The 23869-nt window shown below is 74.8% G+C and carries 19 protein-coding genes, 1 pseudogene and 1 riboswitch; of the genes and pseudogenes, 14 read left to right on the forward strand and 6 right to left on the reverse strand.

Features of this window, described 5'->3' with window-relative positions:
- Nucleotides 1–6: 6 nt before the first annotated feature.
- From ABD220_RS00905 to ABD220_RS00915, 3 genes are all read left to right on the forward strand, one after another.
- Nucleotides 7–981 carry a hypothetical protein gene (locus ABD220_RS00905; protein WP_344118992.1) on the forward strand — a complete coding sequence of 325 codons (975 nt, stop codon included), beginning with the start codon at nt 7–9 and terminating at the stop codon, nt 979–981.
- A gap of 112 nt (nt 982–1093) precedes the next feature.
- The gene (locus ABD220_RS00910; RefSeq protein WP_344118994.1) at nt 1094–1456 is read left to right on the forward strand and encodes an ArsR/SmtB family transcription factor; all 363 of its coding nucleotides are present in this window, start codon (nt 1094–1096) and stop codon (nt 1454–1456) included.
- Nucleotides 1457–1470: 14 nt separating this feature from the next.
- Nucleotides 1471–1968 carry an SRPBCC family protein gene (locus ABD220_RS00915; RefSeq protein ID WP_344118996.1) on the forward strand — a complete coding sequence of 166 codons (498 nt, stop codon included), beginning with the start codon at nt 1471–1473 and terminating at the stop codon, nt 1966–1968.
- Nucleotides 1969–2115: 147 nt separating this feature from the next.
- Here the strand turns inward: ABD220_RS00915 and ABD220_RS00920 are convergent, their stop codons facing one another.
- On the reverse strand, nt 2116–4449 hold the full coding sequence (locus ABD220_RS00920; protein ID WP_344118998.1) for an acyl-CoA dehydrogenase family protein: 2334 nt from the start codon (nt 4447–4449) through the stop codon (nt 2116–2118).
- An 89-nt stretch (nt 4450–4538) separates the two neighbouring features.
- The gene (locus tag ABD220_RS00925; protein WP_344119000.1) at nt 4539–5312 is read right to left on the reverse strand and encodes a TetR family transcriptional regulator; all 774 of its coding nucleotides are present in this window, start codon (nt 5310–5312) and stop codon (nt 4539–4541) included.
- Nucleotides 5313–5381: 69 nt separating this feature from the next.
- Between ABD220_RS00925 and ABD220_RS00930 the strand changes: the two genes are divergently transcribed.
- From ABD220_RS00930 to ABD220_RS00955, 6 genes are all read left to right on the forward strand, one after another.
- A complete protein-coding gene (locus tag ABD220_RS00930) occupies nt 5382–6755 on the forward strand; it encodes an acetyl-CoA C-acetyltransferase (protein WP_344119002.1) in 1374 nt (457 codons plus the stop codon).
- A gap of 51 nt (nt 6756–6806) precedes the next feature.
- Nucleotides 6807–8189, forward strand: a complete 1383-nt coding sequence (locus tag ABD220_RS00935; RefSeq protein ID WP_344119004.1) for a 3-oxoacyl-ACP reductase — start codon at nt 6807–6809, stop codon at nt 8187–8189.
- 2 nt (nt 8190–8191) lie between these two features.
- Nucleotides 8192–9178: a MaoC/PaaZ C-terminal domain-containing protein gene (locus ABD220_RS00940; protein ID WP_344119282.1), complete on the forward strand. Its 987-nt coding sequence runs from the start codon at nt 8192–8194 to the stop codon at nt 9176–9178.
- 57 nt (nt 9179–9235) lie between these two features.
- Nucleotides 9236–11494, forward strand: a complete 2259-nt coding sequence (ligA, locus tag ABD220_RS00945; protein WP_344119006.1) for an NAD-dependent DNA ligase LigA — start codon at nt 9236–9238, stop codon at nt 11492–11494.
- A gap of 2 nt (nt 11495–11496) precedes the next feature.
- Entirely contained in the window at nt 11497–12336 is an 840-nt protein-coding gene (locus tag ABD220_RS00950; protein WP_344119008.1) for an inositol monophosphatase family protein, read from the forward strand.
- Between the two features lie 457 nt (nt 12337–12793).
- Nucleotides 12794–13513, forward strand: a complete 720-nt coding sequence (locus ABD220_RS00955; RefSeq protein WP_344119010.1) for a transglycosylase family protein — start codon at nt 12794–12796, stop codon at nt 13511–13513.
- 120 nt (nt 13514–13633) lie between these two features.
- Here the strand turns inward: ABD220_RS00955 and ABD220_RS00960 are convergent, their stop codons facing one another.
- Nucleotides 13634–14182 carry a hypothetical protein gene (locus tag ABD220_RS00960; protein WP_344119012.1) on the reverse strand — a complete coding sequence of 183 codons (549 nt, stop codon included), beginning with the start codon at nt 14180–14182 and terminating at the stop codon, nt 13634–13636.
- 138 nt (nt 14183–14320) lie between these two features.
- On the opposite strand from ABD220_RS00960, the gene gatC reads away from it, so the two are divergent.
- The 4 genes from gatC to ABD220_RS00980 all read left to right on the forward strand — a co-directional run bounded on the left by gatC (nt 14321) and on the right by ABD220_RS00980 (nt 19103).
- Nucleotides 14321–14617 (forward strand): Asp-tRNA(Asn)/Glu-tRNA(Gln) amidotransferase subunit GatC, encoded by a 297-nt coding sequence (gatC, locus tag ABD220_RS00965; protein WP_344119013.1) that lies wholly within the window; start codon nt 14321–14323, stop codon nt 14615–14617.
- A 4-nt stretch (nt 14618–14621) separates the two neighbouring features.
- A complete protein-coding gene (gene gatA, locus ABD220_RS00970) occupies nt 14622–16268 on the forward strand; it encodes an Asp-tRNA(Asn)/Glu-tRNA(Gln) amidotransferase subunit GatA (RefSeq protein WP_344119015.1) in 1647 nt (548 codons plus the stop codon).
- Entirely contained in the window at nt 16268–17782 is a 1515-nt protein-coding gene (gatB, locus tag ABD220_RS00975; protein WP_344119017.1) for an Asp-tRNA(Asn)/Glu-tRNA(Gln) amidotransferase subunit GatB, read from the forward strand. The genes gatA and gatB overlap by 1 nt, the downstream gene beginning before the upstream one ends.
- Nucleotides 17783–17975: 193 nt before the next feature.
- On the forward strand, nt 17976–19103 hold the full coding sequence (locus ABD220_RS00980) for an NAD(P)/FAD-dependent oxidoreductase (RefSeq protein WP_344119019.1): 1128 nt from the start codon (nt 17976–17978) through the stop codon (nt 19101–19103).
- Between the two features lie 207 nt (nt 19104–19310).
- Here ABD220_RS00980 and ABD220_RS17995 read toward each other — a convergent pair.
- Nucleotides 19311–19904, reverse strand: a pseudogene (locus ABD220_RS17995) (alpha/beta fold hydrolase); the annotation flags it as partial.
- A complete protein-coding gene (locus ABD220_RS00985; RefSeq protein WP_344119021.1) occupies nt 19841–22012 on the reverse strand; it encodes a S9 family peptidase in 2172 nt (723 codons plus the stop codon). The pseudogene ABD220_RS17995 and the gene ABD220_RS00985, both read right to left, overlap by 64 nt.
- A gap of 97 nt (nt 22013–22109) precedes the next feature.
- On the opposite strand from ABD220_RS00985, the gene ABD220_RS00990 reads away from it, so the two are divergent.
- Nucleotides 22110–22889, forward strand: coding sequence for a CPBP family intramembrane glutamic endopeptidase (locus ABD220_RS00990; RefSeq protein ID WP_344119022.1), 780 nt, complete (start codon nt 22110–22112; stop codon nt 22887–22889).
- A 48-nt stretch (nt 22890–22937) separates the two neighbouring features.
- On the opposite strand, the gene ABD220_RS00995 is transcribed toward ABD220_RS00990, so the two are convergent.
- The gene (locus ABD220_RS00995) at nt 22938–23576 is read right to left on the reverse strand and encodes a VOC family protein (RefSeq protein ID WP_344119023.1); all 639 of its coding nucleotides are present in this window, start codon (nt 23574–23576) and stop codon (nt 22938–22940) included.
- 142 nt (nt 23577–23718) lie between these two features.
- Nucleotides 23719–23834, forward strand: a riboswitch (SAM riboswitch).
- The last annotated feature ends 35 nt before the right edge of the window (nt 23835–23869 follow it).

Here is a 23869-nt window from a genome sequence, read left to right on the forward strand (position 1 = left end):
GAGAACATGGTCGTCTCGCGCCGTTCCTTCGTCCTCTCCGGGCTCGTGCTCGCCGCCTCGGGGGCCGTCGGGGGCGCCCTGGCGGAGCCCTCCGCCGGGCGGCGCCCGTTCGTGCTGTGGGGCTCCTCCTCGGCGGCCAGCGCGCTGCACCGGGACCGCCCGCGGGGCTTCCCCGCGGTGCGCATCGACGACCTGCTCGCGCAGCTGCTGGAGGCGCCCGGGACCTCCCGCGCGGTCAGCGGCGACCGGTCCTGGCAGACCCTGTCGATGCGCAGCAGCGCCCATCCCTATCTGCCGCGGCTGGGCTCCGGCTACGGGGTCGGGCGGATCCCGGCCCACGGGTCGCTGGTCGTGCCCACCGTGGACGGGCGGGTGCCGAGCGTCCACCTCCCGATCCCGGGCACCGTCTCCGGGCTGCCGTGCACGATCCAGGCCGTGGGGCGGGACGAGGGTGAGGTGGTGCTGCGCCGCGCGGCCCCCGGGGCCGCGCTCGAGGTGGCGCCCGCGTCGGCGGCGCGCTGGCGCACGGCGCTGGAGGAGGAGCACCGCGGCCACGTCCACCTGCTGTGGACGGGCAAGAACAACATCGAGGACCCGGACCGGGTGCTCTCCGACATCCGTGCGGCGTGGCAGGTCGAGCCGGACACGTCCGTGGTGATGGGCCACTGGCACACCGCCGCCGACCGGCCCGGCACGGCGGGGTGGGAGCAGGTGCGCGGGGTGAACGCCGCCTGCCGCGCCGAGTACGGCGGCCGCTTCTACGACACCATGGCCGATCTGCGCGATCCCGGCCTGTGGGCGCTGCCGGGTCTGCGGCCCCACCGGATCGGCGCCTCCGCCGAGGACCGCCGGTGGCTGGCCCAGGGGCTGCCCCCGCGCTCGGTCGTCGCCGCGGACCGCCGGCACCTGAACGCGCTGGGCAACACCATCGTGGCCCACGGCCTGCACCGCCACCTGAGCGGCTCGGCGGGCCTCTACTGAGCGGCTCCACGGCCCAGCCCCGGGACTCCGTCCCGCGGCCGTGGAGGTCACACTCCGACTCCGGGCGCGGACCCCTTGTGCCCGGGCGCCGGACGCCCTAACCTACAACCAAATGGTTGTACGAAAAGAGCTGACGGACGCCGACGTCGACCGCGTCTTCCAGGCCCTCGCGGACACGACGCGCCGGGACATCGTGACGCGGGTGCTCCGGCAGGAGCAGTCGGTCTCCGCGCTGGCGGCGCACTACCGGATGAGCTTCGCCGCCGTGCAGAAGCACGTGGCGGTGCTCGAGCGGGCCTCGCTGGTCACCAAGCAGCGGCGCGGCCGGGAGCAGGTGGTCCACGGCAACGTGGCCACGCTGCGCCGGGCGGCGGGGCTGCTGGAGGACTACGAGCAGATCTGGCGCGGGCGTGCCCGCGCCATCGAGGACCTCCTCGCCGAGGAGGCGTCCCCCGGGGACCGGGGGACCCAGTAGGAAGGGAGCAGGACATGCCGGTCATCGACGTGCACAAGGACACGGAGGCGCTGACCCTGACGTTCGTCGCGGAGTTCGCCGCGGACGTCGAGCGGGTCTGGCAGGTCTGGGCCGACCCGCGCCAGCTCGAGCGCTGGTGGGGGCCGCCCGAGTGGCCCGCCACCTTCGAGGAGCACGAGCTCTCCGAGGACGGGCGGTGCCGCTACTACATGACCGGCCCGGACGGGGAGAAGGCCCGCGGCTGGTGGACGGTCACCGCCGTGGAACCCCCGCACCGGCTGGAGTTCGACGACGGCTTCGCGGACGAGGACGGCGAGCCGGACCCGGCCCTGGGGGCCACCCACGGCGTCGTGACGCTCGAGGCCGTCGGCGGCCGGACGCGGATGACCACGGTCTCGACCTTCGAGAGCGCGGACCAGCTCGAGCAGATGTCCGCGATGGGCATGGAGGAGGGCATGCGGCAGGCCATGGGCCAGATCGACGACCTCCTCGCCGGAGCCGTCTCCCGCTGAGCCGTCTCCTGCCGCGTCGCCTCCTGTCGACCGCTCCCCGGTCCCGCCCGCGGCGCGGGACCGGACCACGAGGACGCCGCCCCGGGCGCTCCCGGGGCGGCGTCCTCGTCGCGGTCTCCGCCGCCGGGGTGACGACCGGCCGGCGGGTCAGGCGTCCTGCGGCACGGGAGTGCCCGCGGCGGCCCCGGTACCGGCGGGGCGCTCCGGAGCCTCGGCCGGCTCCGCGGACGCCGCGGCCCGGCGCGCCGCCAGCTTCCGCGGCTTCAGCGCGAGCCGTCGCTCGTGCTTGCGCTCGGCCCGGCGCTCCGTGCGCCGCTCCGCCTGCTTCTCGGCCCGGCGCTCCCTCCTCGCCTCCTCCGGGGCCTTCTCGCCGGCCGCCCCGGCGGCGGGGGTGGCGGTCTCCCGGCGCGGGGCCCGCTCCTTGACCGGGGCACTGCCCGAGGCGCGCAGCCGCCGGTAGTGCTCGGCGGCCTCCTCCTGGCGCCGCGCCTCGATCCCCGTGGCGATCTCGGCCCGCAGGTGCTCCGGCTCGAGCTCGAACGCGGCCACGAGGTCCAGGGCATGCGGGCGCAGGCGGGCCAGCAGCCGGTCGATGTACTCGTCGAGGCTGCGCCCGCGCCGCATGGAGAGCCGGCCGTAGGAGAGGTACCACGCGAGGTTCTTCTCGATGAGCCGCAGCCCGAAGACGTCGCGCAGCCAGGTGAGCACCGTGCGGGTGCCCGGGTCCTCGACCTGCTCGAGGCCGCGGGTGAAGGCCTCCCACTGCAGCAGCTCCGCGTGGGCGCGCGCCGCGGCGATGAGCTTGTGCTGGTTCTCGTTGAACAGCGCCGCCGCCTCCGCGCGGGGCAGCTTGGCGCCGGGCCGCAGGTTCTCCGCGATCTCGGCGACCATGGTCCCCACCCGGTCCGTGAGCAGCGCGCGCTGCGCGGACTCCTCGCGCAGGGCGTTGACGGAGCGGCGCACGTCCCCGGTGTCCCGGAACGCCTGGCCGAGCTTGCGCAGCCCCGACCGGTGGTAGGTCGCCTCGGTGGCCCGCCCCGCCACGTAGCGGGCCATCACGCCCACGTCGACGTGCTTGAACTCCTCCGCCCAGTCGGAGAGCAGCCGCTTGGCCACGAGCTGCAGCAGCACCGTGTTGTCGCCCTCGAACGTCGCGTAGACGTCCAGGTCGTGGCGCAGGGAGGTCAGCCGGTTCCGGGTCAGGAACCCCGCGCCGCCGCAGGCCTCACGGCACTCCTGGACGGTGTCGAGGGCGCTCCAGGTGGACAGCGCCTTCAGGGCCGCGGCGAGGGTCTCGAGGTCCTGCCGGTTCTCGTCGGTGTCCTCCCGTCCCGAGAAGACGTCGTCGTACCGGTGCAGCAGCTCCTGGTGGGCGAAGTGCATGGCGTAGGTCTCGGCCAGCCGCGGCAGCAGCCTCCGCTGGTGCTGCTGGTAGTCCAGCAGCACCTCCTCCTGGATGTCGGAGGAGGCGTTGAACTGGCGGCGCTCGCTGCCGTAGCGGATCGCGATGCTCAGCGCGGCCTTGTTCGCCAGGACGGCCGCGCCGTCGAGGGACACCCGGCCCTGCACCAGCGTGCCGATCATCGTGAAGAACCGGCGGCCCGGGCTCGCGATGGGCGAGCTGTAGGTGCCGTCCGCGGCCACGGAGCCGTACCGGTCCAGCAGGTGCGTGCGCGGGACCCGCACCCGGGTGAAGTGCAGCCGGCCGTTGTCGATGCCGTTGAGCCCGCCCTTGTGGCCGTCGTCCTCGCCCCCCACGCCGGGCAGGAAGTTGCCGTCCTCGTCCCGCAGGTCCACCCAGAACGCGTGCACGCCGTGGTTCACGCCGAGCGTGACGAGCTGGGCGAAGACCACGGCGGCGCGCCCGTGCACGGCGGCGTTGCCGAGGTAGTCCTTCCACGCCGCCGTGAAGGGGGTGTGGATCTCGAACTCCTCCGCGGCGGGGTCGTACGTGGCGGTGGTGCCGATCGAGGCGACGTCGGAGCCGTGGCCGATCTCGGTCATCGCGAACACGCCCGGGATCCTCAGGTCCCGGATGTCCGCGAGCCAGCGCCGGTGGTGCTCCTCGGTGCCGAGGTTGAGCACCGCGGAGCCGAACAGGCCCCACTGCACCCCGGCCTTGATCTGCATCGAGGGGTCCCCCAGCAGCAGCTCCTCGAAGCCCGAGACGTTGCCGCCCGGGTCGTTGTTCCCGCCGTACTCCTCCGGCAGCCCGCGGCTCATCGTGCCGTGCTCCACCAGCAGGTGCAGCTGGCCCAGCACGCGCTCGCGGTGCTCCCGGTAGCCGAGGTCGGGCTGCTGGTGCAGCCGCTCGTCGAGCAGCATCCGGCGGGTCTCGCGCCGGACCTCGGCCCAGCGTCCGAGCAGTACCTCGCCGAGGGCGGCGACGTCCACGGCCGGCGCCGGGATCGCGGCACGGTCCGCGGTGGTGGGGCCGGCGCCGGGTCCGGCGGTGGTCGGTCGGTCGACGGTGGTGGTCATGGTCGCTCCTGTCGTGGGTGACCGGCGGTGGCCGGTGCGGTCACGGGGTGGTGGGGGCCGGCCGGGGTCCGCGCCGGCCCGGGTGGTGGTCAGGTGGGCGGCTGCTCCGGCACGGGCGCGCCGGGCGGGCGCAGGCCGTCGACGGCCCAGCCCACGATCAGCTCCGTCATCCGCTCGCGGGACGGGCGCTGCGTGCCCTCGGGGGTGTTCATCCAGGCCTCGCCGGCGCCGCGCACCATGCCGATCGTGGACGCGGCCCAGTAGCTGAGCACCGGCTCCGCCAGCCGGTGCTCGGCGGGGGTGTGGCGCACGTGGGCCTCCGCGAGGAGTCCGCTGACGGACTCGGCGAACTCCTGGAGCAGCCGGCGCTCGCCGCCGTCCGCGGCGGGGGCGTCCTCCTTGCCGGAGCGCTCGCCGCGGGCCCGCTCGGCCCGGTGCCGGTCGTGCCGGGAGCGTCCGGGGTCGGCCGGGAGGGCCACGACGAAGCGGTACACCGACGCCGAGCGCTCGATGCTGAGCAGGTACTCCGCGACCATCGCCTCGACCGAGTCCTCGAAGGAGCCGGCCGCGCGGGCGGCCTCCTCGAGCCGGTCGCGCATCCGCGTCACGGTGTACTCGCCGACCGCCCGCTGCAGCCCCGCCTTGTCCCCGAAGTACCGGTAGTAGACGGACTTGGAGGTCTTGCACGCGGTGGCGATCTCCTCCATGGACGCCTGCGCGCCGAGCTCGTCCACGGCGCCGCGCGCCGTGCGGATGAGCTCGATCCGGCGCTGCGCGCGGTGCCGGGCCCAGCGGGAGGAGCGCCCGTCCGTGGCGGGCGTGCCGCCCGGGGCGGCGGAGTCAGTGGCATCGACCTGTTTCACGATACCCACAGTATCAGGTATTGTCGTTCGTGACGTGACCATCATCACAACACCACCGAGGAGTTCCCTGTGAGCGAGTCCACCCCCGAGCAGACCGTCGAGCCCACCGCCGAGCACACGACCCCCAGCGGCGCCGGGCGCACGGGCGTCGCCCGCCGCGCCGTCGTGGTCGGCGCCAACCGCATTCCCTTCGCGCGGGCGCACGGCGCCTACGCCAACGCCGGCAACCAGGACATGCTCACCGCCGCCCTCGACGGCCTCGCCGCCCGCTACGGCCTCGCGGGGGAGCGGATCGGCGAGGTCGCCGCCGGCGCCGTGCTCAAGCACCCCAAGGACTTCAACCTCACGCGCGAGTCCGTGCTCGGCTCGGTGCTGGACCCGCGCACGCCCGCCTTCGACGTGCAACAGGCCTGCGCCACGGGCATGGAGACCGTCTCCACGCTGGTCAACAAGATCCGGCTCGGCCAGATCGACTCGGCCGTGGCCGGCGGTGTCGACTCGGCCTCGGACGCGCCCATCGTGGTGAGCGAGCGGCTGCGCCGGGGCCTGCTCGAGCTCAGCCGGGCCAGGAGCACCCGGCAGAAGCTCAAGGCCCTCGCGGGCCTGCGCCCGGCCGACCTCAAGCCGGTGGCCCCCGGCACGGGGGAGCCGCGCACGGGACTGTCCATGGGGGAGCACCAGGCCCTCACCACCGCCCGCTGGGGCATTCCCCGCGAGGCCCAGGACGAGTTCGCCGCCGCGAGCCACCGCAACCTGGCCGCCGCCTACGAGCGCGGGTTCTTCGACGACCTCGTCACCTCCTTCCGCGGCCTGTCCCGGGACAACAACCTCCGCCCGGACAGCTCCGTCGAGAAGCTCGCCGGGCTCAAGCCGGTGTTCGGGAAGTCCCTGGACGTCGAGGCCACGATGACGGCGGGCAACTCCACGGCCCTCACCGACGGCGCCTCGGCCGTGCTGCTCGCCTCCGAGGACTGGGCCGCGGAACGCTCCCTGCCCGTGCTCGCCGACGTCGTGGACGTCGAGGCGGCCGCCGTCGACTTCGTGCACGGCGACGAGGGCCTGCTGATGGCGGGCGCCTACGCCGTCCCCCGCCTGCTGGCCCGCCAGGGCCTGGCCCTCGAGGACTTCGACTTCGTCGAGATCCACGAGGCCTTCGCCGCGACCGTGCTCTCGAACCTCGCGGCGTGGGAGGACGAGCAGTTCGGCCGCGAACGGCTGGGCCTGGCCGGCGCCTTCGGCACCGTGGACCGGAGCAGGCTCAACGTCACGGGCTCCTCGCTCGCGGCCGGGCACCCCTTCGCCGCGACCGGCGGGCGCATCGTCGGCACCCTCGCGAAGCTGCTGCGCGAGCGCGCCGACGAGACCGGCCGCCCCGCCCGCGGGCTCATCTCGGTCTGCGCGGCCGGCGGCCTGGGCGTCGCCGCGGTCCTCGAGGCCCGCTGAGCCCGCACCCCCGACCTCCCCGACGCTCCGCACAGCAAGGACCCCACCCCCATGGCAGACACCTATCTCGACCTCGTCAGCTCCGGCCCCGGCGGCCGGCTCGCCCGGCAGCTCGGGCTGCCCGCCCCCGCCCGGCTGCGCCGCCACCGCGCCGGGGACCCGCTCGTGCCCGGCCCCGTCCTCGTGCTGGGACGGGGGGAGGAGGCCGACCGGATCGCCGCGGCCCTGCTCGGCTGGGACCTCGACGTGCGGCGCCACCCCGACGACGTCCACCGGTTCGGAGCGGTCGTGCTGGCCCTGACCGGGCTCGCCCGGCCCGCCGACCTGGCCGAGCCCGCGCTCGGCCTGGGCGGGGTGCTGCGCTCGCTCGCCCCCGGCGGCCGGGTGGTCACCGTCTCCCGGCCCGCGCCGGGCATCGGCACGGGCGCGGCCTCGGCGACACCGGCGGCGGCCGAGCCGCTCGACCCGGCCGTCGCCGCCGCCCGCCAGGCGGTCGTCGGCTTCCTGCGCTCGGCCGCGCAGGAGATGCGCGGCGGGGCCACGGCCAACGGCGTCCTGCTCGCCGAGGGCGTCGCCCCCGAGGCCCCCAGCGCGCTGGGCGCCCTGCGGTTCCTGCTGTCCGGGCGCAGCGCCTTCGTCTCGGGGCAGTTCGTGACGGTCGGCGACGACGCCGGGGCCCTGCCCGCGGACTGGGAGGCCCCCCTGCGGGGCAAGGTCGCCGCCGTCACCGGCGCCGCCCGCGGGATCGGCGCGCAGATCGCCCGCACGCTCACCGGCGCCGGCGCCCGCGTCGTCGTCGTGGACGTCCCGGGCGCGGGCGAGCCCCTGGCCGCCCTGGCCAACGAGATCCATGCCGTGGCGCTCCAGCTCGACGTCACGGACGCGCACGCCGGGGAGCGGATCCTCGGGCTCGCCCGCGAGCGCTTCGGGCACCTGGACGTGGTGGTGCACAACGCCGGGATCACCCGGGACAAGCTGCTGGCCAACATGGACGAGACCCGCTGGGCCTCGGTGCTGGCCGTGAACCTCGAGTCGCAGCTGCGGATGAACGAGCAGCTCCTGGCGGGCGAGGGCCTGGGCGAGGCGCCGCGGATCGTCTCCCTGGCGTCCACGAGCGGTGTCGCGGGCAACCGCGGCCAGACCAACTACGCCGCCTCGAAGGCCGGGGTGATCGGGATGGTCGCCGCCACCGCGCCCCTGCTGGCCCGGCGCGGCGGCAGCATCAACGCCGTGGCCCCCGGGTTCATCGAGACCGAGATGACGGCCCGGATCCCGGCGGCCCGCCGCCAGGTCGCGCGCCGGCTGAACTCCCTGCAGCAGGGCGGGCTGCCGGAGGACGTGGCCGAGGCCGTGCTCTTCCTGGCCTCGGACGCCGCCGGCGGCGTCAACGGGCAGACGCTGCGCGTGTGCGGCCAGAACCTGGTGGGGGCGTGAGCATGGACGGCGGCCGGCCCGAGACCCTGGTCCTTCCCGGCGTCCCCTCCCTGGGCGGGCTCTACGCCCGCGCCGCGGCGGGCGCCGCCGGGGGACTGTTGCCGCGCGCCCTCACGGACCGGCTGCCGGACCGGCTGCCCGGCCGGCGGGCCGGGCACCCGCGCGGCGCCGGCGGGACCCCGCTCGAGCTGCCGCCGGCGGCGCACGTGGTGGAGGGCGTGGCCGTCGACCCCGCCCGGCACGAGGCGTTCTGCCGCACGGTCGGCGCGCCGCTGCGCGGGGGCCCCGGCGGCACCGAGGCCTTCTCCGGGCACCTGCACGCCCTGGCGTTCCCGGTGGCCATGAGCGTGCTGACCCGCCCGGACTTCCCGCTGCCGGTCCTCGGCATGGTGCACCTGGCCAACGACGTCGAGCACCGCGGACCCGTGATGGTGGGGGAGGAGCTCACGGTCACCGCCTCCGCCGAACGGCTGCGCCCGCACCGCTCCGGCGCGCAGGTCGACGTCGTCGCCCGCCTCGCGCGGGAGGACGGCGGGACCGTCTGGACGGGCCGCTCCACCTACCTCGCCAAGGGCGTGCGCGTGCCCGGGACGGCCGGCGACGCCCCGCGCGAGGAGTTCGTGCCGCCGGCACCGACCGGGTGCTGGCGACTGACGGCCGGCACCGGACGGGACTACGCCGCGGTGAGCGGGGACTGGAACCCGATCCACCTCTCCGGCCCGACCGCCCGGGCCCTCGGCCTGAAGGGCGCCATCGCCCACGGCATGTACTCCGCCTCGCGCGCCCTGGCCGAGGTCGGGGTGCCGCCCGGGGTGCCCTTCCGCTGGACGGTGGCGTTCGCGGCCCCGGTCCTGCTCCCCGGCACGGTCGCGGTGGCGATCACCGACGACGGGCGGGGCGCCGGCTGGCGGGGCTCCCGCTTCGCCGGGTGGGATCCGCGGCGGGGGCGCCCGCACTTCACGGGGACGGTGGCGCGGCTGGACGGCTGACCCGCCGCCGCGGGGCGGATCGACGGTGCCGCCCGGCGCGTGGGCCACAATGGTCGAGTGAGCCCACAGCAGAGGACAGACGCGCGGCCCGTCGACGCCACCGGCCAGGACCTCAACCCCGCCCCGCCCAGCGAGGACCTCAAGGAGCAGTACGCCCAGCTCGTGGACCGGGTGCGCGCGGCCCGGACCGCCTACTACGTCGAGGACGCGCCCACCATCTCGGACGCGGAGTACGACGGGCTCTACCGGCGGCTCGAGGAGATCGAGGCGCTGAACCCGGAGCTGGTGTCCAACGACTCGCCCACCCAGGAGGTCGGCGGCGAGGTCTCCGCGGCGTTCGCGCCCGTGAAGCACCTGGCCCGGATGTACTCCTTGGAGGACGTCTTCTCGATCGACGAGCTCACGGCCTGGATGGCGAAGACCTCCGCCTCGATCGAGGCGCTGCCGGACGCCCCGGAGTCCGCGTGGCTCACCGAGCTGAAGATCGACGGACTGGCCGTGAACCTGCTCTACCGGGACGGCGAGCTCGTGCGGGCCGCGACCCGGGGGGACGGCACCACCGGCGAGGACGTCACGCACAACGTGCGCACCATCGCGACCATCCCCACCACGCTTACCGGCGAGGACGTCCCCGAGGAGGTCGAGATCCGCGGCGAGGTGTTCATCTCCTCCCGCGACTTCCGCTCCCTCAACGAGGCGATCGTGGCCGAGGGCCGCGCGCCCTTCGCCAACCCCCGCAACGCCGCGGCCGGCTCGCTGCGGCAGAAGGACCCCGAGGTCACGGCCCGGCGCCGGCTGTCGATGTACGTGCACGGCGTGGGCGCCGCCACGGGCCTGCAGGCCGACACCCAGTCCCAGGTCTACGAGCTGCTCGAACGGTGGGGCCTGCCGGTCAGCCCGTACTGCAAGGTGCTGCCGACCGCCGAGGACGTCCTCGCGTTCATCGAGGAGTACGGCCGCCGCCGCCACGACCTCATCCACGAGATCGACGGCATCGTGGTCAAGGTCGACGACCGCCGCACCCAGTTCCGGCTCGGGCACACCTCCCGGGTGCCCCGCTGGTCCGTGGCCTACAAGTACCCGCCCGAGGAGGTGCACACGAAGCTCAAGGACATCCTGGTCAACGTGGGCCGCACCGGGCGGGTCACCCCCTTCGGGCTCATGGAGCCGGTGCGGGTCGCCGGGTCCACGGTGGAGATGGCCACCCTGCACAACCAGGACGTGGTCAAGGCCAAGGGCGTGCTCATCGGGGACACCGTGGTGCTGCGCAAGGCGGGGGACGTGATCCCCGAGATCGTGGGACCCGTAGTGGCGTTGCGCGACGGCACGGAGCGCGAGTTCGTGATGCCCACCTCCTGCCCGTCCTGCGGCACGGAGCTGCGCCCGGCCAAGGAGGGCGACGTCGACATCCGCTGCCCCAACGCCCGCAGCTGTCCGGCCCAGCTGCGGGAGCGGGTCTTCCACGCCGCCGGCCGCGGCGCGTTCGACATCGAGGCCCTCGGCTACGAGGCCGCCCTCGCCCTGACCCGGCCCGACGAGCCGGAGACCCCGCCGCTCACCAGCGAGGCGCACCTCTTCGACCTCACCCCCGAGGACCTGCGCGAGGTGCGGATCCGACGGGAGAAGAGGTCGCGCGGCACGCCCACGGGCGAGACCGAGCTCGTGCCCTACTTCTGGACGAAGGGCACGGCCAAGAAGCCGTCCGAGCCCACCGCCACCACCCGCAAGCTGTTCGAGGAGCTCGAGAAGGCCAAGTCGCAGCCGCTGTGGCGGGTGCTCGTGGCGCTGTCCGTCCGGCACGTCGGCCCGACCGCGGCGCGGTCCCTGGCCACGGCCTTCGGCTCGCTGCCGGCCATCCGCGACGCCGACGAGGAGACCCTGGCCCAGGCCGACGGCGTGGGGCCCGTGATCGCCGCGGCCCTCACCGAGTGGTTCGCCGAGCCGTGGCGCTGCGAGATCGTGGAGCGCTGGGCGGCCGCGGGCGTGCGCATGGAGGACGAGGTGGACGAGTCCGTGCCCCGGACCCTCGAGGGCACCACCGTGGTGATCACCGGCACCCTCGAGCGCTTCAGCCGCGACTCGGCGAAGGAGGCGGTGCTGCTGCGCGGCGGGAAGGCCTCCGGCTCCGTGTCGAAGAAGACGCACTTCCTGGTGGCGGGCGAGAACGCCGGCACCAAGCTGGACAAGGCCGAGCAGCTCGGCGTGCCCGTGCTCGACGAGGCGGGATTCGAACGGCTCCTCGCCGAGGGACCGGACGCCCTTGCCGGCGCGGGAGCCGGCGCGGACAACAGCACGGACGACGAGGACGGGGTTTGAGCATGGGACGCCACGACGACGCGCTGGAGGGCCTCGGCCCGACCGGCGCCCACCTGGAGGAGCTGCTGGAGCTGGCCCTGGCGGCCGCCGAGGCCGGGGCGGAAGTCCTGCGGGGCCGCGACACCGACCGGCTGGGCGTCACCGGCAAGTCCGGCGAGGGGGACTGGGTCACCCGCTTCGACGTCGCCGCCGAGCAGGCGGTGCTGCGCACGATCCTGGACAGCCGCCCGCACGACACCGTCACCGGCGAGGAGTCGGGCACTCACCGGCCGGAGCACCCCTCCGGGATCCGCTGGTCGGTGGACCCGCTCGACGGCACCACCAACTTCATCCGCGGCATCGTCTACTACTGCACCTCCGTGGCCGCCGCCGATGCCCAGGGCAACTGGCTGGTGGGCGCCGTCAACGCCCCGGCCCTGCGCCGCACCTACTTCGCCGTGCGCGGCGCCGGCGCGTGGGTGGAGGCGGACGGCACGTCCCGCCGGCTCGAGGGACCCGTTCCGGACCGTCCGGGCCGGCTCTACGGCACCGGCTTCTCCTTCGACGCCACCCGGCGCGAGCGCCAGTTCCCGGCCTTCCTGGCCACCATGCGCCAGTACACGGACCTGCGGCGCCTCGGCTCGGCGGCCCTGGACCTGTGCATGGTCGCGGACGGCGCGCTCGACGGGTACGGCGAGCAGGGCCTGCACGAGCACGACTGGGCCGCCGGCGCGCTCATCGCCGAGGAGGCCGGCGCGCTCGTGACCCGGCCCGAGCTGCCCTCTCCGGCGGCGGGCGAGGTGCCGGCCGACGACCGTCTCGCGGCCTGGATCACCGCACGCGAGCGCGGCATTCCGGGCTGAGCGCCGGACGCGGCCCGGCCCACCGGCACTGTGAGATGCCTCTCGTAACTTGACCGAGATCAAAAAGTTGCCATAGCGTGACCTTCGAAGCGTTCTTCCCGAGGGCGTGCCCTCCGCTTCCCGGACCGCACGGTCCGGCGCCGGCGTCCTTCACGGGCCGGCACCCCCTGCAGAGCGCGAACGTGTGATACCTCACGACGGGCCATCAGGGGTAGCGCAACGAACAATCGTTACGCTATCGTGATAAACAGCTTCCCCGAGGATTCCTCCGGGGATCCGGTGTGCCTGGAGTCCTGCTCCGGGCGCGCCACCACACCATGCTGGGTGCTGCCGTAACACCGCACGTCGTCTGAAGGGCAGACACCTGTAAGCACTTACCCACCAACACCTTGACGGGTAGACGACGGCGCGAAGACATCCGGGGACGGAAACGAGCGCAGGTGGCCCAGGGAGCATCATGACCAACGCCAACGCTGTTCGTCGCAATGTCCGTCGCGGTGCCGCCGCCCTGATCCTCGGCGGGACCGCCGTGGGTGCCATGGCCCTTCCGGCCAACGCCGCCCCGGCCTCCACCTGGGACGCCCTCGCCGAGTGCGAGTCCGGTGGCAACTGGAACACCGCCACCGGCAACGGCTTCTCCGGCGGCCTGCAGTTCACCCCCTCCACCTGGGCCGCCTTCGGCGGCCAGGGCGCCCCGCAGGAGGCCTCCCGGGAGCAGCAGATCGCCGTGGCCGAGAACGTCCTCGACGGCCAGGGCTGGGGCGCGTGGCCCGCCTGCTCCGCGAAGCTGGGCCTGTCCGGCTCCGCCGCTCCCTCCGCCAACCCGATGGGCTCCGCCTCCGCGGCCTCCGTGGTGAAGCCGCAGTCCGTCGAGGCCCCGGCCCCGATCGAGGCTCCCGCCCCGGCCGCCGCCCCCGCCCCGGTCGCCGCCCCCGCGCCGGCCCCGGCCGCCGCTGAGGCTGAGGCCCCGGTCGTCGAGTACGTCGCCCCCGCCGCCCCCGTGGCCCCGGCCGCCGCGTCCACCGGGACCTACACCGTGGTCGCGGGCGACACCCTCGGCTCCATCGCCGACAAGCTCGGCATCGAGAACTGGGAAGACCTGTACGCCGCCAACGCGGACGTCGTCTCCGACCCGAACCTGATCTTCCCCGGTCAGGTGTTCAACATCCCCGCCTGATCCCCACCGGATCGGCGAGCCGCGCGGCCGCGCCGCGCGACAGCACGCGAGAGGGCCCCTCCGTCCGGAGGGGCCCTCTCGCGTGCCCGGCGAGCGCCGGGGCGGGGCGGCGGCGTCCGCTCAGGTCCACAGCCACGGCTCGGCGGGTTCGACCCCGGCGTCGCCGAAGCTCACGGAGCGCTCGGCGCCCTTGACCCGGTACGGCTGGATCACCGTCAGGGACTCGCCCTCCCGGTGCTGGGCCTCCACGGCCACGGCGGTCTGCCCGGACCGGTCCGGCAGGGTCACGGGGAAGGCGACCGCGGCGCAGAGGAGGTCGTCCCGCAGCTCCACCGCCCTGGCCCGCAGGGCGTCCAGGACGGACTCGGGGCTCAGCTCCTCGGCCTGCTCGGCCGGCAGGCTGTCGAGCTCGTACTCGCCGTCCTTGCGGGCGGTCACGAGGAAGGCGGGGAACGCCCCGTGCTGCCCCAGCTGCTGCTCGGCCACGGCCTGCACGTGGGCCATGACCGTGTCGATGGTCGCGGCGGCGTCCTTGCTGACCCGCTGGCGCCACGCGTTGGCGGCGTCCGTGGCGGACGTCGCGCGCGCGGCCTTCCCCGGGCGGGCGCCGGGGCGCCGGGTCTTGGCGCCGCGGTCCTTCTTCGTGCGGGCGGGGGTGCTCTTGGCCATGTCCGGGTGCTCCTGTGTGGTGGTCGGTGCTCCCCTCCAGGGTATGCCCCTGCGGGGACCCCCACGGCCGGGAAGGAGGGGAGTGCCGCGCGGCTAGACTGGACCGGAAACCACCCCCGATCACGAGCAGGAGTGCGCATGTCTGCGATCACCCGCGAGCAGGTCGCCCACCTGGCGAAGCTCGCGCACCTCGAGATGACCGAGGAGGAGCTGCGGTCCATGGCGACGGAGCTCGACCTCGTCGTCGACTCCGTCGCCTCCGTCAGCGAGGTCGCCGGACCGGACGTCCCGGCCACGAGCCACCCCATCCCGCTGCAGAACGTCTTCCGCGAGGACGTCGTGGGCGAGACCCTCACCGCCGAGGAGTCGCTGCTCAACGCACCGGACGCCGCCGAGGGCAAGTTCAAGGTGCCCGCCATCCTGGACGAGGAGTAGCCCCATGAGCAGCACCGGAACCCCGCAGGGCGTCGTCGGCCTTTCGGCCGCCGAGCTCGCCCGCCGACTCGCCGCCGGCGAGGTCACCTCCGTCGATGCCGTCCAGGCCCACCTGGACCGCATCCAGGAGACCGACGGCGACCCCGTCGACCCCGCCGACCGCAGCCGCGGCAAGACGGGGCTCAACGCCTTCCTGCACGTCAACACCGAGGAGGCCCTGTCCGTGGCCGCCGAGGTGGACGCCGCGCGCGCCCGCGGCGAGGAGCTGCCCGAGCTCGCCGGCGTGCCGATCGCCGTCAAGGACCTCATCGTCACCAAGGGCCAGCCCACCACGGCGGCGTCGCGGATGCTCGAGGGCTGGATGAGCCCGTACGACGCCACGGTGACCCGGCGGCTGCGCGCCGCCCGGATGCCGCTGCTGGGCAAGACGAACCTCGACGAGTTCGCGATGGGCTCCTCCAGCGAGCACTCCGCCTTCGGCGACACCGCCAACCCGTGGGACCTGTCCCGCATCCCGGGCGGGTCCGGCGGCGGGTCCGCCGCGGCCGTCACCGCGTTCCAGGCGCCGCTGGCCCTGGGCACGGACACCGGCGGGTCCATCCGCCAGCCCGCGGCCCTGACCGGTTCGGTGGGCGTCAAGCCGACCTACGGCGGGGTCTCGCGCTACGGCGTGATCGCCATGGCCTCCTCCCTCGACCAGGTGGGCCCCGTGACGCGCACGGTGCTCGACGCCGCGCTGCTGCACGAGGTGATCGGCGGGCACGACCCGCAGGACTCCACGTCCCTGCCCGACCCGGTCGGTGACCTCGCCGCCCAGGCCCGGGCCGGTGCCGCCGAGGGCGGGCTCGCGGGCCTGCGCGTGGGCGTCGTCAAGGAGCTCACGGGCGAGGGGTTCCAGCCCGGGGTCCAGCAGCGCTTCGACGAGGCCGTGGAGCTGCTGCGCTCGGCGGGCGCCGAGGTCGTGGAGGTCTCCACCCCGAACTTCACGTACGCCCTGGGCGCCTACTACCTCATCATGTCCTCGGAGGTCTCCTCGAACCTGGCCAAGTACGACGGCGTGCGCTTCGGCCGCCGTGTGCTGCCGGCGGACGGGCCCCTGACCATCGAGCGCGTGATGGGCTCCACGCGGGCCGCGGGCTTCGGCGCGGAGGTCAAGCGCCGCATCATCCTGGGCACCTACGCGCTGTCCGCGGGCTACTACGACGCCTACTACGGCTCGGCGCAGAAGGTCCGCACCCTCGTGCAGCGGGACTTCGCGGCCGCGTTCGAGCAGGTGGACGTGCTGGTCTCCCCGACGTCCCCGACCACCGCGTTCGAGCGGGGCGCCGTCGACGAGTCCGCCGACCCCATGCAGATGTACCTCAACGACATCGCCACCATCCCCGTCAACCTGGCCGGGGTCCCCGCGATCTCCGTGCCCGGCGGCCTCGCCCCCGAGGACGGGCTGCCCGTGGGCATCCAGTTCATGGCCCCGGCCCGCCAGGACGCCCGGCTCTACCGCGCCGGCGCCGGCCTCGAGGCGCTGCTCGAGCAGCGCTGGGGCGGCCCGGTCTGGCAGCAGCTGCCGGACACCGCCGCCCTGGTCCGGGACGGGGCCGGCGGCCCCGTCGCGTCCGATCTGTCCGCACCCGTCCGGGGAGGAGCCCGCTGATGACCCAGAGCACCGAAGAGGTCCTGTCCTTCGACGAGGCCATGGAGAAGTACGACCCCGTGCTGGGCTTCGAGGTCCACGTGGAACTCAACACCCGGACCAAGATGTTCGACGCCGCCCCCAACGTCTTCGGGGACGAGCCGAACACCAACGTCACCCCGGTCTCCCTGGGCCTGCCCGGGGTGCTCCCCGTGGTGAACCGGGTGGCCGTGGAGTCGGCGATCAAGCTCGGGCTCGCCCTGGGCTGCGAGATCCGCCCGGTCTCCCACTTCGCCCGGAAGAACTACTTCTACCCGGACACCCCCAAGAACTTCCAGACCTCCCAGTACGACGAGCCGATCGCCGAGAACGGCTCCGTCGACGTGGAGCTGGAGGACGGGACCGTGTTCACGGTCGAGATCGAGCGCGCCCACATGGAGGAGGACGCCGGGAAGCTCACGCACATGGGCGGTGCCGCAGGGCGCATCCAGGGCGCCGACTTCTCCCTGGTCGACTACAACCGCGCCGGCGTCCCGCTGATCGAGATCGTGACGAAGCCCATCGTGGGCGCCGGTTCCCGCGCGCCCGAGCTGGCCCGCGTCTACGTGGCCCTGATCCGGGAGATCGTGAAGAACCTCGGGATCTCGGACGCGAGGATGGAGCGCGGCAACGTCCGCTGCGACGCCAACGTCTCGCTCATGCCCAAGGGCAGCGCCACGTTCGGCACCCGCTCCGAGACCAAGAACGTGAACTCGTTGCGCGCCGTGGAGCGCGCGGTGCGCTTCGAGATCCAGCGCCACGCGGCGGTCCTCGACTCCGGCGGGACCATCGTGCAGGAGACCCGGCACTGGCACGAGGACACCCGCTCCACCACGAGCGGGCGCCCCAAGTCCGACGCCGACGACTACCGCTACTTCCCGGAGCCCGACCTCGTGCCGGTCGTGACCGACCACGCGTGGATCGAGCGGCTGCGGGCCGAGCTGCCCGAGCCCCCGGCCGAGCGCCGGAAGCGGCTCAGGGCCGACTGGGGGTTCTCCGACGAGGAGTTCCGGGACGTCGTCAACGCGGGGGTCCTCGACGAGATCGAGCAGACCGTCGCCGCCGGGGCCGCGCCCTCCGCGGCCCGCAAGTGGTGGATGGGCGAGATCGCCCGCCTGGCCAAGCAGCGGGAGGTCGAGATCGCCGAGCTCGGGGTGACCCCGGCGCACGTCGTCGAGCTCGACGGGCTCATCGGCGCCGGCAGGATCAACGACAAGCTCGCCAAGAAGGTCCTGGCCCACGTCCTCGAGGGCGAGGGCTCCCCGGGCGAGATCGTGGAGCAGCGCGGCCTGGCGGTCGTCTCCGACGACGGCGTGCTCACCGCGGCGATCGACGACGCCATGGCGCAGATGCCCGACGTTGTGGCGAAGGTGCAGGCCGGCAAGGTCCAGGCCGTCGGCGCGCTCATCGGCCCGGTCATGAAGGCCACCCGCGGCCAGGCCGACGCGGGCCGGGTGCGCGAGCTGATCCTGCAGAAGCTCGGCGTCCAGGGCTGACCGGCGGACCGGCCCGCCCGCCCGCCCGCCGAGGGGCCGCGTGCCGTGCCGTCCGAGCGCCGAGGGGTCCGTTCCCTGCGGAGGTCCCCGGGGGATCCCCGCGGGGAACGACCCCTCGCCGCACGGTGCGCGCCGGAAGCAACCGCCCGGCGAGCGCCCGGAGCGTTCCCGCGCGGCGTGCGAGCATGGGCGCATGGACCCTGCGTGCGACGTGCTCATCATCGGCGGCGGCATCGCCGGACTGTCCCTCGCCTCGGAGCTGGCCGAGCGGCGGGGGAGCGGGGCCGGGATCGTGCTCGTGGAGGCCGAACCGGTGCTGGCCCAGCACACCTCCGGGCGCTCGGCCGAGCAGCTGATCCCCAGCTACGGCCCGGCCCCCGTCCGGGAGCTGACCGGGGCGACCGTGGCCCGGCTGCTCGACCCGCGGCCCGCTCCGCCCCGGCCCCTGGCCTGGCCCAGCCGCATGGTCCTCGTGGGCACCGAGGAACGGCTGCGCGCCGAGGCCGCCCCGGGGATGCAGCCGCTGTCCCGCGCGGAGCTCGTGGAGCTGTGCCCCGAGCTGGCCTGCTCCCCGGCCGACACGGTCGAGGCCGGACGCCTCGACGGCACCTCCGTGCGCACCGACGCCGCGGCCCTCGTGGCGTGGCACCGCGACCGCGCCGCGGCGGCGGGCGCGCGGTTGCTCACCGGCGCGCCGGTGACCGCGGCGGAGCCCGACGGCGCCGGCTGGCGGGTCGTGGCCGGGGCGCACCGGCTGCGCGCCCGGCAGGTGGTCGTCGCCGCAGGCGCCTGGGCCGACGAGGTGGCGGCCCGGTTCGGTGCGGCCCCGCTGGGCCTGCAGCCGCTGCGGCGCACCGCCGCCCTGGTGCGGCTCGCGAAGCCGCTGGCCCCGGACCACCCCATGGTCGTCGCCGCGGACCACGGCTGGTACTACCGGCGGGCCGGGGACGGCGCGCTCGTCTCGCCGTCCGAGGCCGTGCCGAGCGAGCCCTGCGACGCGCAGCCGGTGCTCGAGGACGTCGAGGACCTCATGGCGCGGCTCAACACCGTGACCTCCCTCGGCGCCACCGCGATCGAGCGGGCCTGGACCGGGCTGCGCACCGAGTCCCCGGACGGCGTGCCCGTGTGCGGCTTCGACCGTGCCGTCCCCGGCGTCCTGTGGCTGGCCGGCCAGTCCGGCTACGGCTTCCAGACGAGCACCGCCATGGCCCGGGCGGCCGCGGATCTGCTCCTGGACGGCGCAGTGGGCCCGTGGTGCGCCCCGGGAACGGCCGCCGCCCTGGCCCCGGGCCGCTTCCGGGCGGATCCCGGCAGCGCCTGACCTCCCGAGGGAGCCGCCGCGGTGTGCCGCGGCGGCCGGCGGCGCGGGCGGGCGTGGCGGGGCCGGCGTCAGCCGCCGAGGTGGTCCAGGAAGGCCACCAGGTCGACGACGGCCCGCTCCGGACGTTCCCACAGGACCAGGTGGCCCGTCTCCTCGTAGACGACCAGCCGGGAGCCGGGGACGGCTGCGGCCAGCCCATTCCTGGTCCTCGCGCGCCAGGACGTTGTCGCGCTCGCCCCACAGGACGAGCGTCGGGGCGGTGATCGTCCCGGCAGTGGTCGGGGGCCGTGCCGAGGTGAGGCCCTCGAGGGTCCGCCGCCACACCGCGGCAGGCATCCGGGCGCCGTCCCGGACCCTGTCGTCCAGGTACCGGGCGGGGACCGGACGGACCGTGGGGAACCAGTCGAGGAAGGCCCGGACCCACGCGGGGTCGACGGGGTCGCGCAACCGCTCGATCTCGTCGGCGAAGGGCGCCCGGCCCTGCAGGCTGCGCGGAGATCCCACCAGGACGAGGCCGGCCACCCGCCGGGGATGGTCGAGCGCCACCTGCTGGGCCACGTACCCGCCGCTCGACGAGCCCAGCAGGACGGCCGTCGGCAGAGCGAGGGAGTCCAGCAGCGCTACCACGTCGTCGGCACAGTCGGTCAGTGCATAGCCGTGCGACGGCTTGTCCGCCTCGCCGTGACCGCGCAGGTCCGGGGCCACGGTGCGCACGGTCGGCGGGGGCCGTCGGCGGCTCAGGCCCCGGCGAGGCCCATCCGGTCGAGCACCCAGGCGTACTCCCAGGCGGTGTCCTTCCACTGCGAGTACCGCCCCGAGGCGCCGCCGTGGCCACCGGCCATCTCGCAGCGCAGCAGCACCGGTTCCCCGGAGGTCGAGGCCTCCCGCAGCGCGGCGACCCACTTGGCGGGCTCCACGTAGAGCACGCGGGTGTCGTTGAGGCTCGTGACCGCGAGGACCGGGGGGTAGGGCAGGGCGCGGACGTTCTCGTAGGGGGAGTAGTCGCGCATGTACCGGTAGACGTGCGCGTCCTCGATGGGGTTGCCCCACTCCTCCCACTCCAGGGCCGTGAGCGGCAGGGACGGGTCGAGGATGGACGTCAGCGGGTCCACGAACGGCACGGCCGCGAGCGCCCCGCAGTACCGCTCGGGGGCGAGGTTGAGCACCGCGCCCACCAGCAGCCCTCCGGCGGAGCCGCCCATCACCAGGATCCGCCGCTCGTCGACGTCCGGCCGGGCCGCGAGGTGCTCGGTGACCGCCACGTAGTCGGTGAAGGTGTTGGTCTTGTGCAGCTTCTTGCCGTGCTCGTACCAGGTGCGGCCGAGCTCCCCGCCGCCGCGCACGTGCGCCACGGCCCAGACCACGCCGCGGTCCAGCAGGGACAGCCGCGAGACCGAGAACGCGGGGTCGGTGCTGTGCTCGTAGGAGCCGTAGGCGTACTGCAGCACCGGCGCCGGCGCGGCGGGGTCGAGGTCCGCCCGGCGGACCAGGGAGACGGGGATGCGGGTGCCGTCCGCGGCGGTGGCCCAGTCCCGCTCGACCGCGTAGTCGGCGGGGTCGTAGCCGCCGAGCACCGTGGCCTCGCGCCGCAGCAGCGGCTCGGCGGGCAGGGCGGCGTCGTCCCCGGTGGCGCCGGCCACGAAGACGTCGTAGACGCGCGGGGGCGTCGTGAAGGACGTGTAGGACAGCCGCAGTACGGGGGCGTCGTGCTCCGCGGCGGAGACGCTCGCGGTGTAGAGCTCCTCGGCGAACGCCGGCTCCACGGGGTCGGCCTGAGCGGCCGTGCCCAGCCCGGCGAGCGGGAGCAGCCGGACCCGCAGCGTGGTGTCCGCCCGGACGGAGACCACCAGGTGGGTGGCCGTGACGGCGCAGCCGTTGACGCGGACGGTGTCGGAGGCCGGCACGACGTCCCGCAGGGCCACCTCCGCGACCGGGCGGCCGAGGTCGGCCGGGTCCATGAGGGAGATCCGGGAGTTCGGGGCGTCGTGGTCGTGGGTCAGCAGGATCTGCTCCCGGCCGTCCAGCAGCAGGGGCTCCGCCTCGTAGAGCACTCGGTCGGTGCGGGGCAGCACGACCTGCAGCGGTGCCGACGGGTCCGCGACCGGCTGGATGAGCTGCTCGGAGAACTCGGAGCACATCGCCTCCACCACGATCCAGCGGCGGTCCGCGGACAGGCCCGCCCCGAGCCAGAGACCGGGGTCGGTCTCCTCGTGGACGACGACGTCCTCGGCCAGCGGGGTGCCCAGCTCGTGCCGGCGCAGCTGGTGGGGGCGCCAGGACTCGTCCACCACCGTGTAGTACACGGCGCGGGCGTCCGGGGAGAGGAAGGACCCGTAGAAGGTCCCGGGGATCTCGTCGGCGAGCAGGGCTCCCGTGGTGAGGTCCCGCACGCGCAGGGTGAAGCGCTCGTCGCCGGTGACGTCCTCGGCCCAGGCCAGCAGCTCCCCGTCCTCGGAGACGTCGAAGCTGCCGAGGGAGTAGAACTCGTGCTCGGCGGCCTCCGCGTTGGCGTCGAGGAGCACCTGCTCCCCGGTCATGGGGGTGCCGGGCTCGACGACGGGCGGGGTCCAGTCCGCGATGACGTCGCCGGTGCTCACGGCCGGGACCCGGCAGAACACCTGGTGCGCGCCGCCCTCCACCGTGCGGGCGAAGTACCACCAGCCGCCGCGCCGGCTGGGCACGGACAGGTCGGTCTCCTGGGTGCGGTCCTTGATCTCCCCGAAGATCGTCTCCCGCAGCTCCGCGAGGTGGGCGGTGGCGGACTCCGCGTACTCGTTCTCCGCGGCGAGGTGGGCCAGCACCTCGGGGGAGTCCTTGTCCCGCATCCACTCGTACGGGTCGGAGAACACGTGGCCGTGGAAGGCGCGCTCGACGGGCTGCTGGCGGATCTGCGGGGGAAGGACAGTCATGGTTCCCATCCTAGGGAAGACGCCGCGGGGCGGACGGCCCGGGGCGCCCGCCGCGGGGTGCGCGGGCCGGCCGGTGCGCCGGTGCCAGAATGGCCGCATGAGCACCCCGGCCCATCTCGCCCCGCGACCGCCCGCCTTCGGATCCACCCGCGCCGACCTGTGGCTGCAGGTGCTGCTGGTGCTCGGGGTGTCCCTGGGTGCCTCGGCCCTATACGCGCTGCTGTCCCTCGCGGAGCACCTGGCGCGCGGGCCGCTGTCCGAGGCGCAGGCCACGATGAACCCGCCGCTGAGCCTGCAGCCCCTCTTCGACCTGCTGCGCCAGCTCACCGGCATCGCCCTGGACCTGGTGCCGGTGCTGCTCGCGCTCTACCTGCTCGCCGGCTCCGCCGGTGCCCTGGGCACGGTCCGCCGGCGGATCGGTCTCGACGCCCGCATGCCCCTCCCGGACCTCGGCCTCGGCACCGTGCTCTTCCTGCTCATGGGCCTGGGGACGCTGGCGCTCTACGGCGCCGGCCGGGCCCTGGGCGTCACCGCGGAGGTCAGCACGTCCGGGCTCGCCGAGCACTGGTGGACGGTGCCCGTGCTGCTGCTCTCGGCCCTGCGCCACGCCCTGGTCGAGGAGGTCGTCGTGGTCGCGTTCCTCGCGGACCGGCTGACCCGCATCGGCTGGAGCTGGCCCGTGGTGCTCGTGGTCACCGCCCTGTTCCGCGGCAGCTACCACCTCTACCAGGGGATCGGGCCCTTCCTCGGCAACGTGGTGATGGGCCTCGTCTTCGCGGAGCTCTACCGGCGCACCGGGCGGGTGATGCCCCTCGTCGTCGCGCACTTCCTGCTGGACGCCGTGGGCTTCCTCGGCGCCGCCCGGTTCCTGGGCTGAGCCCGGCCCCGCCCGGCTGCGGCCCGCCGCCCGGACCGCGGCCGGGCCTCAGATGGTGACGGGCCCGTCCGGGGTGCTGAAGGTGACGGAGAGCACTCCCGGGGTGCCGTCCGGATAGCGCCAGTCGACCTCGAGGTCCTCGAGCGCGGTCTCGACGGGGGCGCCCAGCCACTCCGCGACCCGCTCCGGGGACCCGGCGATGCACATGCCCGCGAGCCCGACGTCCGTGAGCCTCGCCTGGGACGGGTGCATCTCCGGGGCGGAGTCGAAGCGGACCATGAACGGCAGCTGCGGGTCGGCGATCAGGCCCTTGACGCCGATCTGGTGCCACTCCAGGCACCGGCCGTCCGGGAACACCCGCTGACCGGGCACGGACCGGCGCCCGAGGCGCTGCTCGAAGGGGGCGAGGTCGTCGACCTCCACGACCCAGCCCAGCCAGCCGCCGCCGGCCTCGGACCGGGCGCGCACGGCCTGGCCGAAGGGAGCCTTCTCCGCAGCCGGGTGCGGGAGGACCTCGACGACCTCCACGTACTGGTGGTTCGTCAGCGGCAGGATCATGTTGCGGGTGCCGAAACGGGGGTGCACCCCGCCCTTGACCGGCTCGATCCCGAGCTGGTTCGCGATGCGCTCGGTGGTGGCCGCCAGGCCCTCCGGGCGGCAGGCGTAGGACACGTGGTCGACTCTCATGGGCACATCGTGGCACCGTGTGACTTTCGTCTCCAAATCGGCCCGCGACGCGCCGGGCGCGGTGCGGGTGAGGCCCGGCGCCGGGCGTCACGACGCGGCCCGGCTTGACGCCGTGTCGCCCGGGTCCGGAGAATGCTGTCCAGGTCATGAGCGCCAGCGTCCAAGCCCCAGCTAGCTGGCCGGCAACCCTCCACCGCGGTGGGGTGCCCTGGGTGAAGACCAGGCTCCTCGCGACCGGCGAGCGAGCAAGCGCGGGTCCCCGGCGCCCGGCCCTTCCCGGCCGCACCGCCTCG

The organism is Kocuria aegyptia (genome assembly GCF_039530085.1).
Lineage (GTDB): Bacteria > Actinomycetota > Actinomycetes > Actinomycetales > Micrococcaceae > Kocuria > Kocuria aegyptia.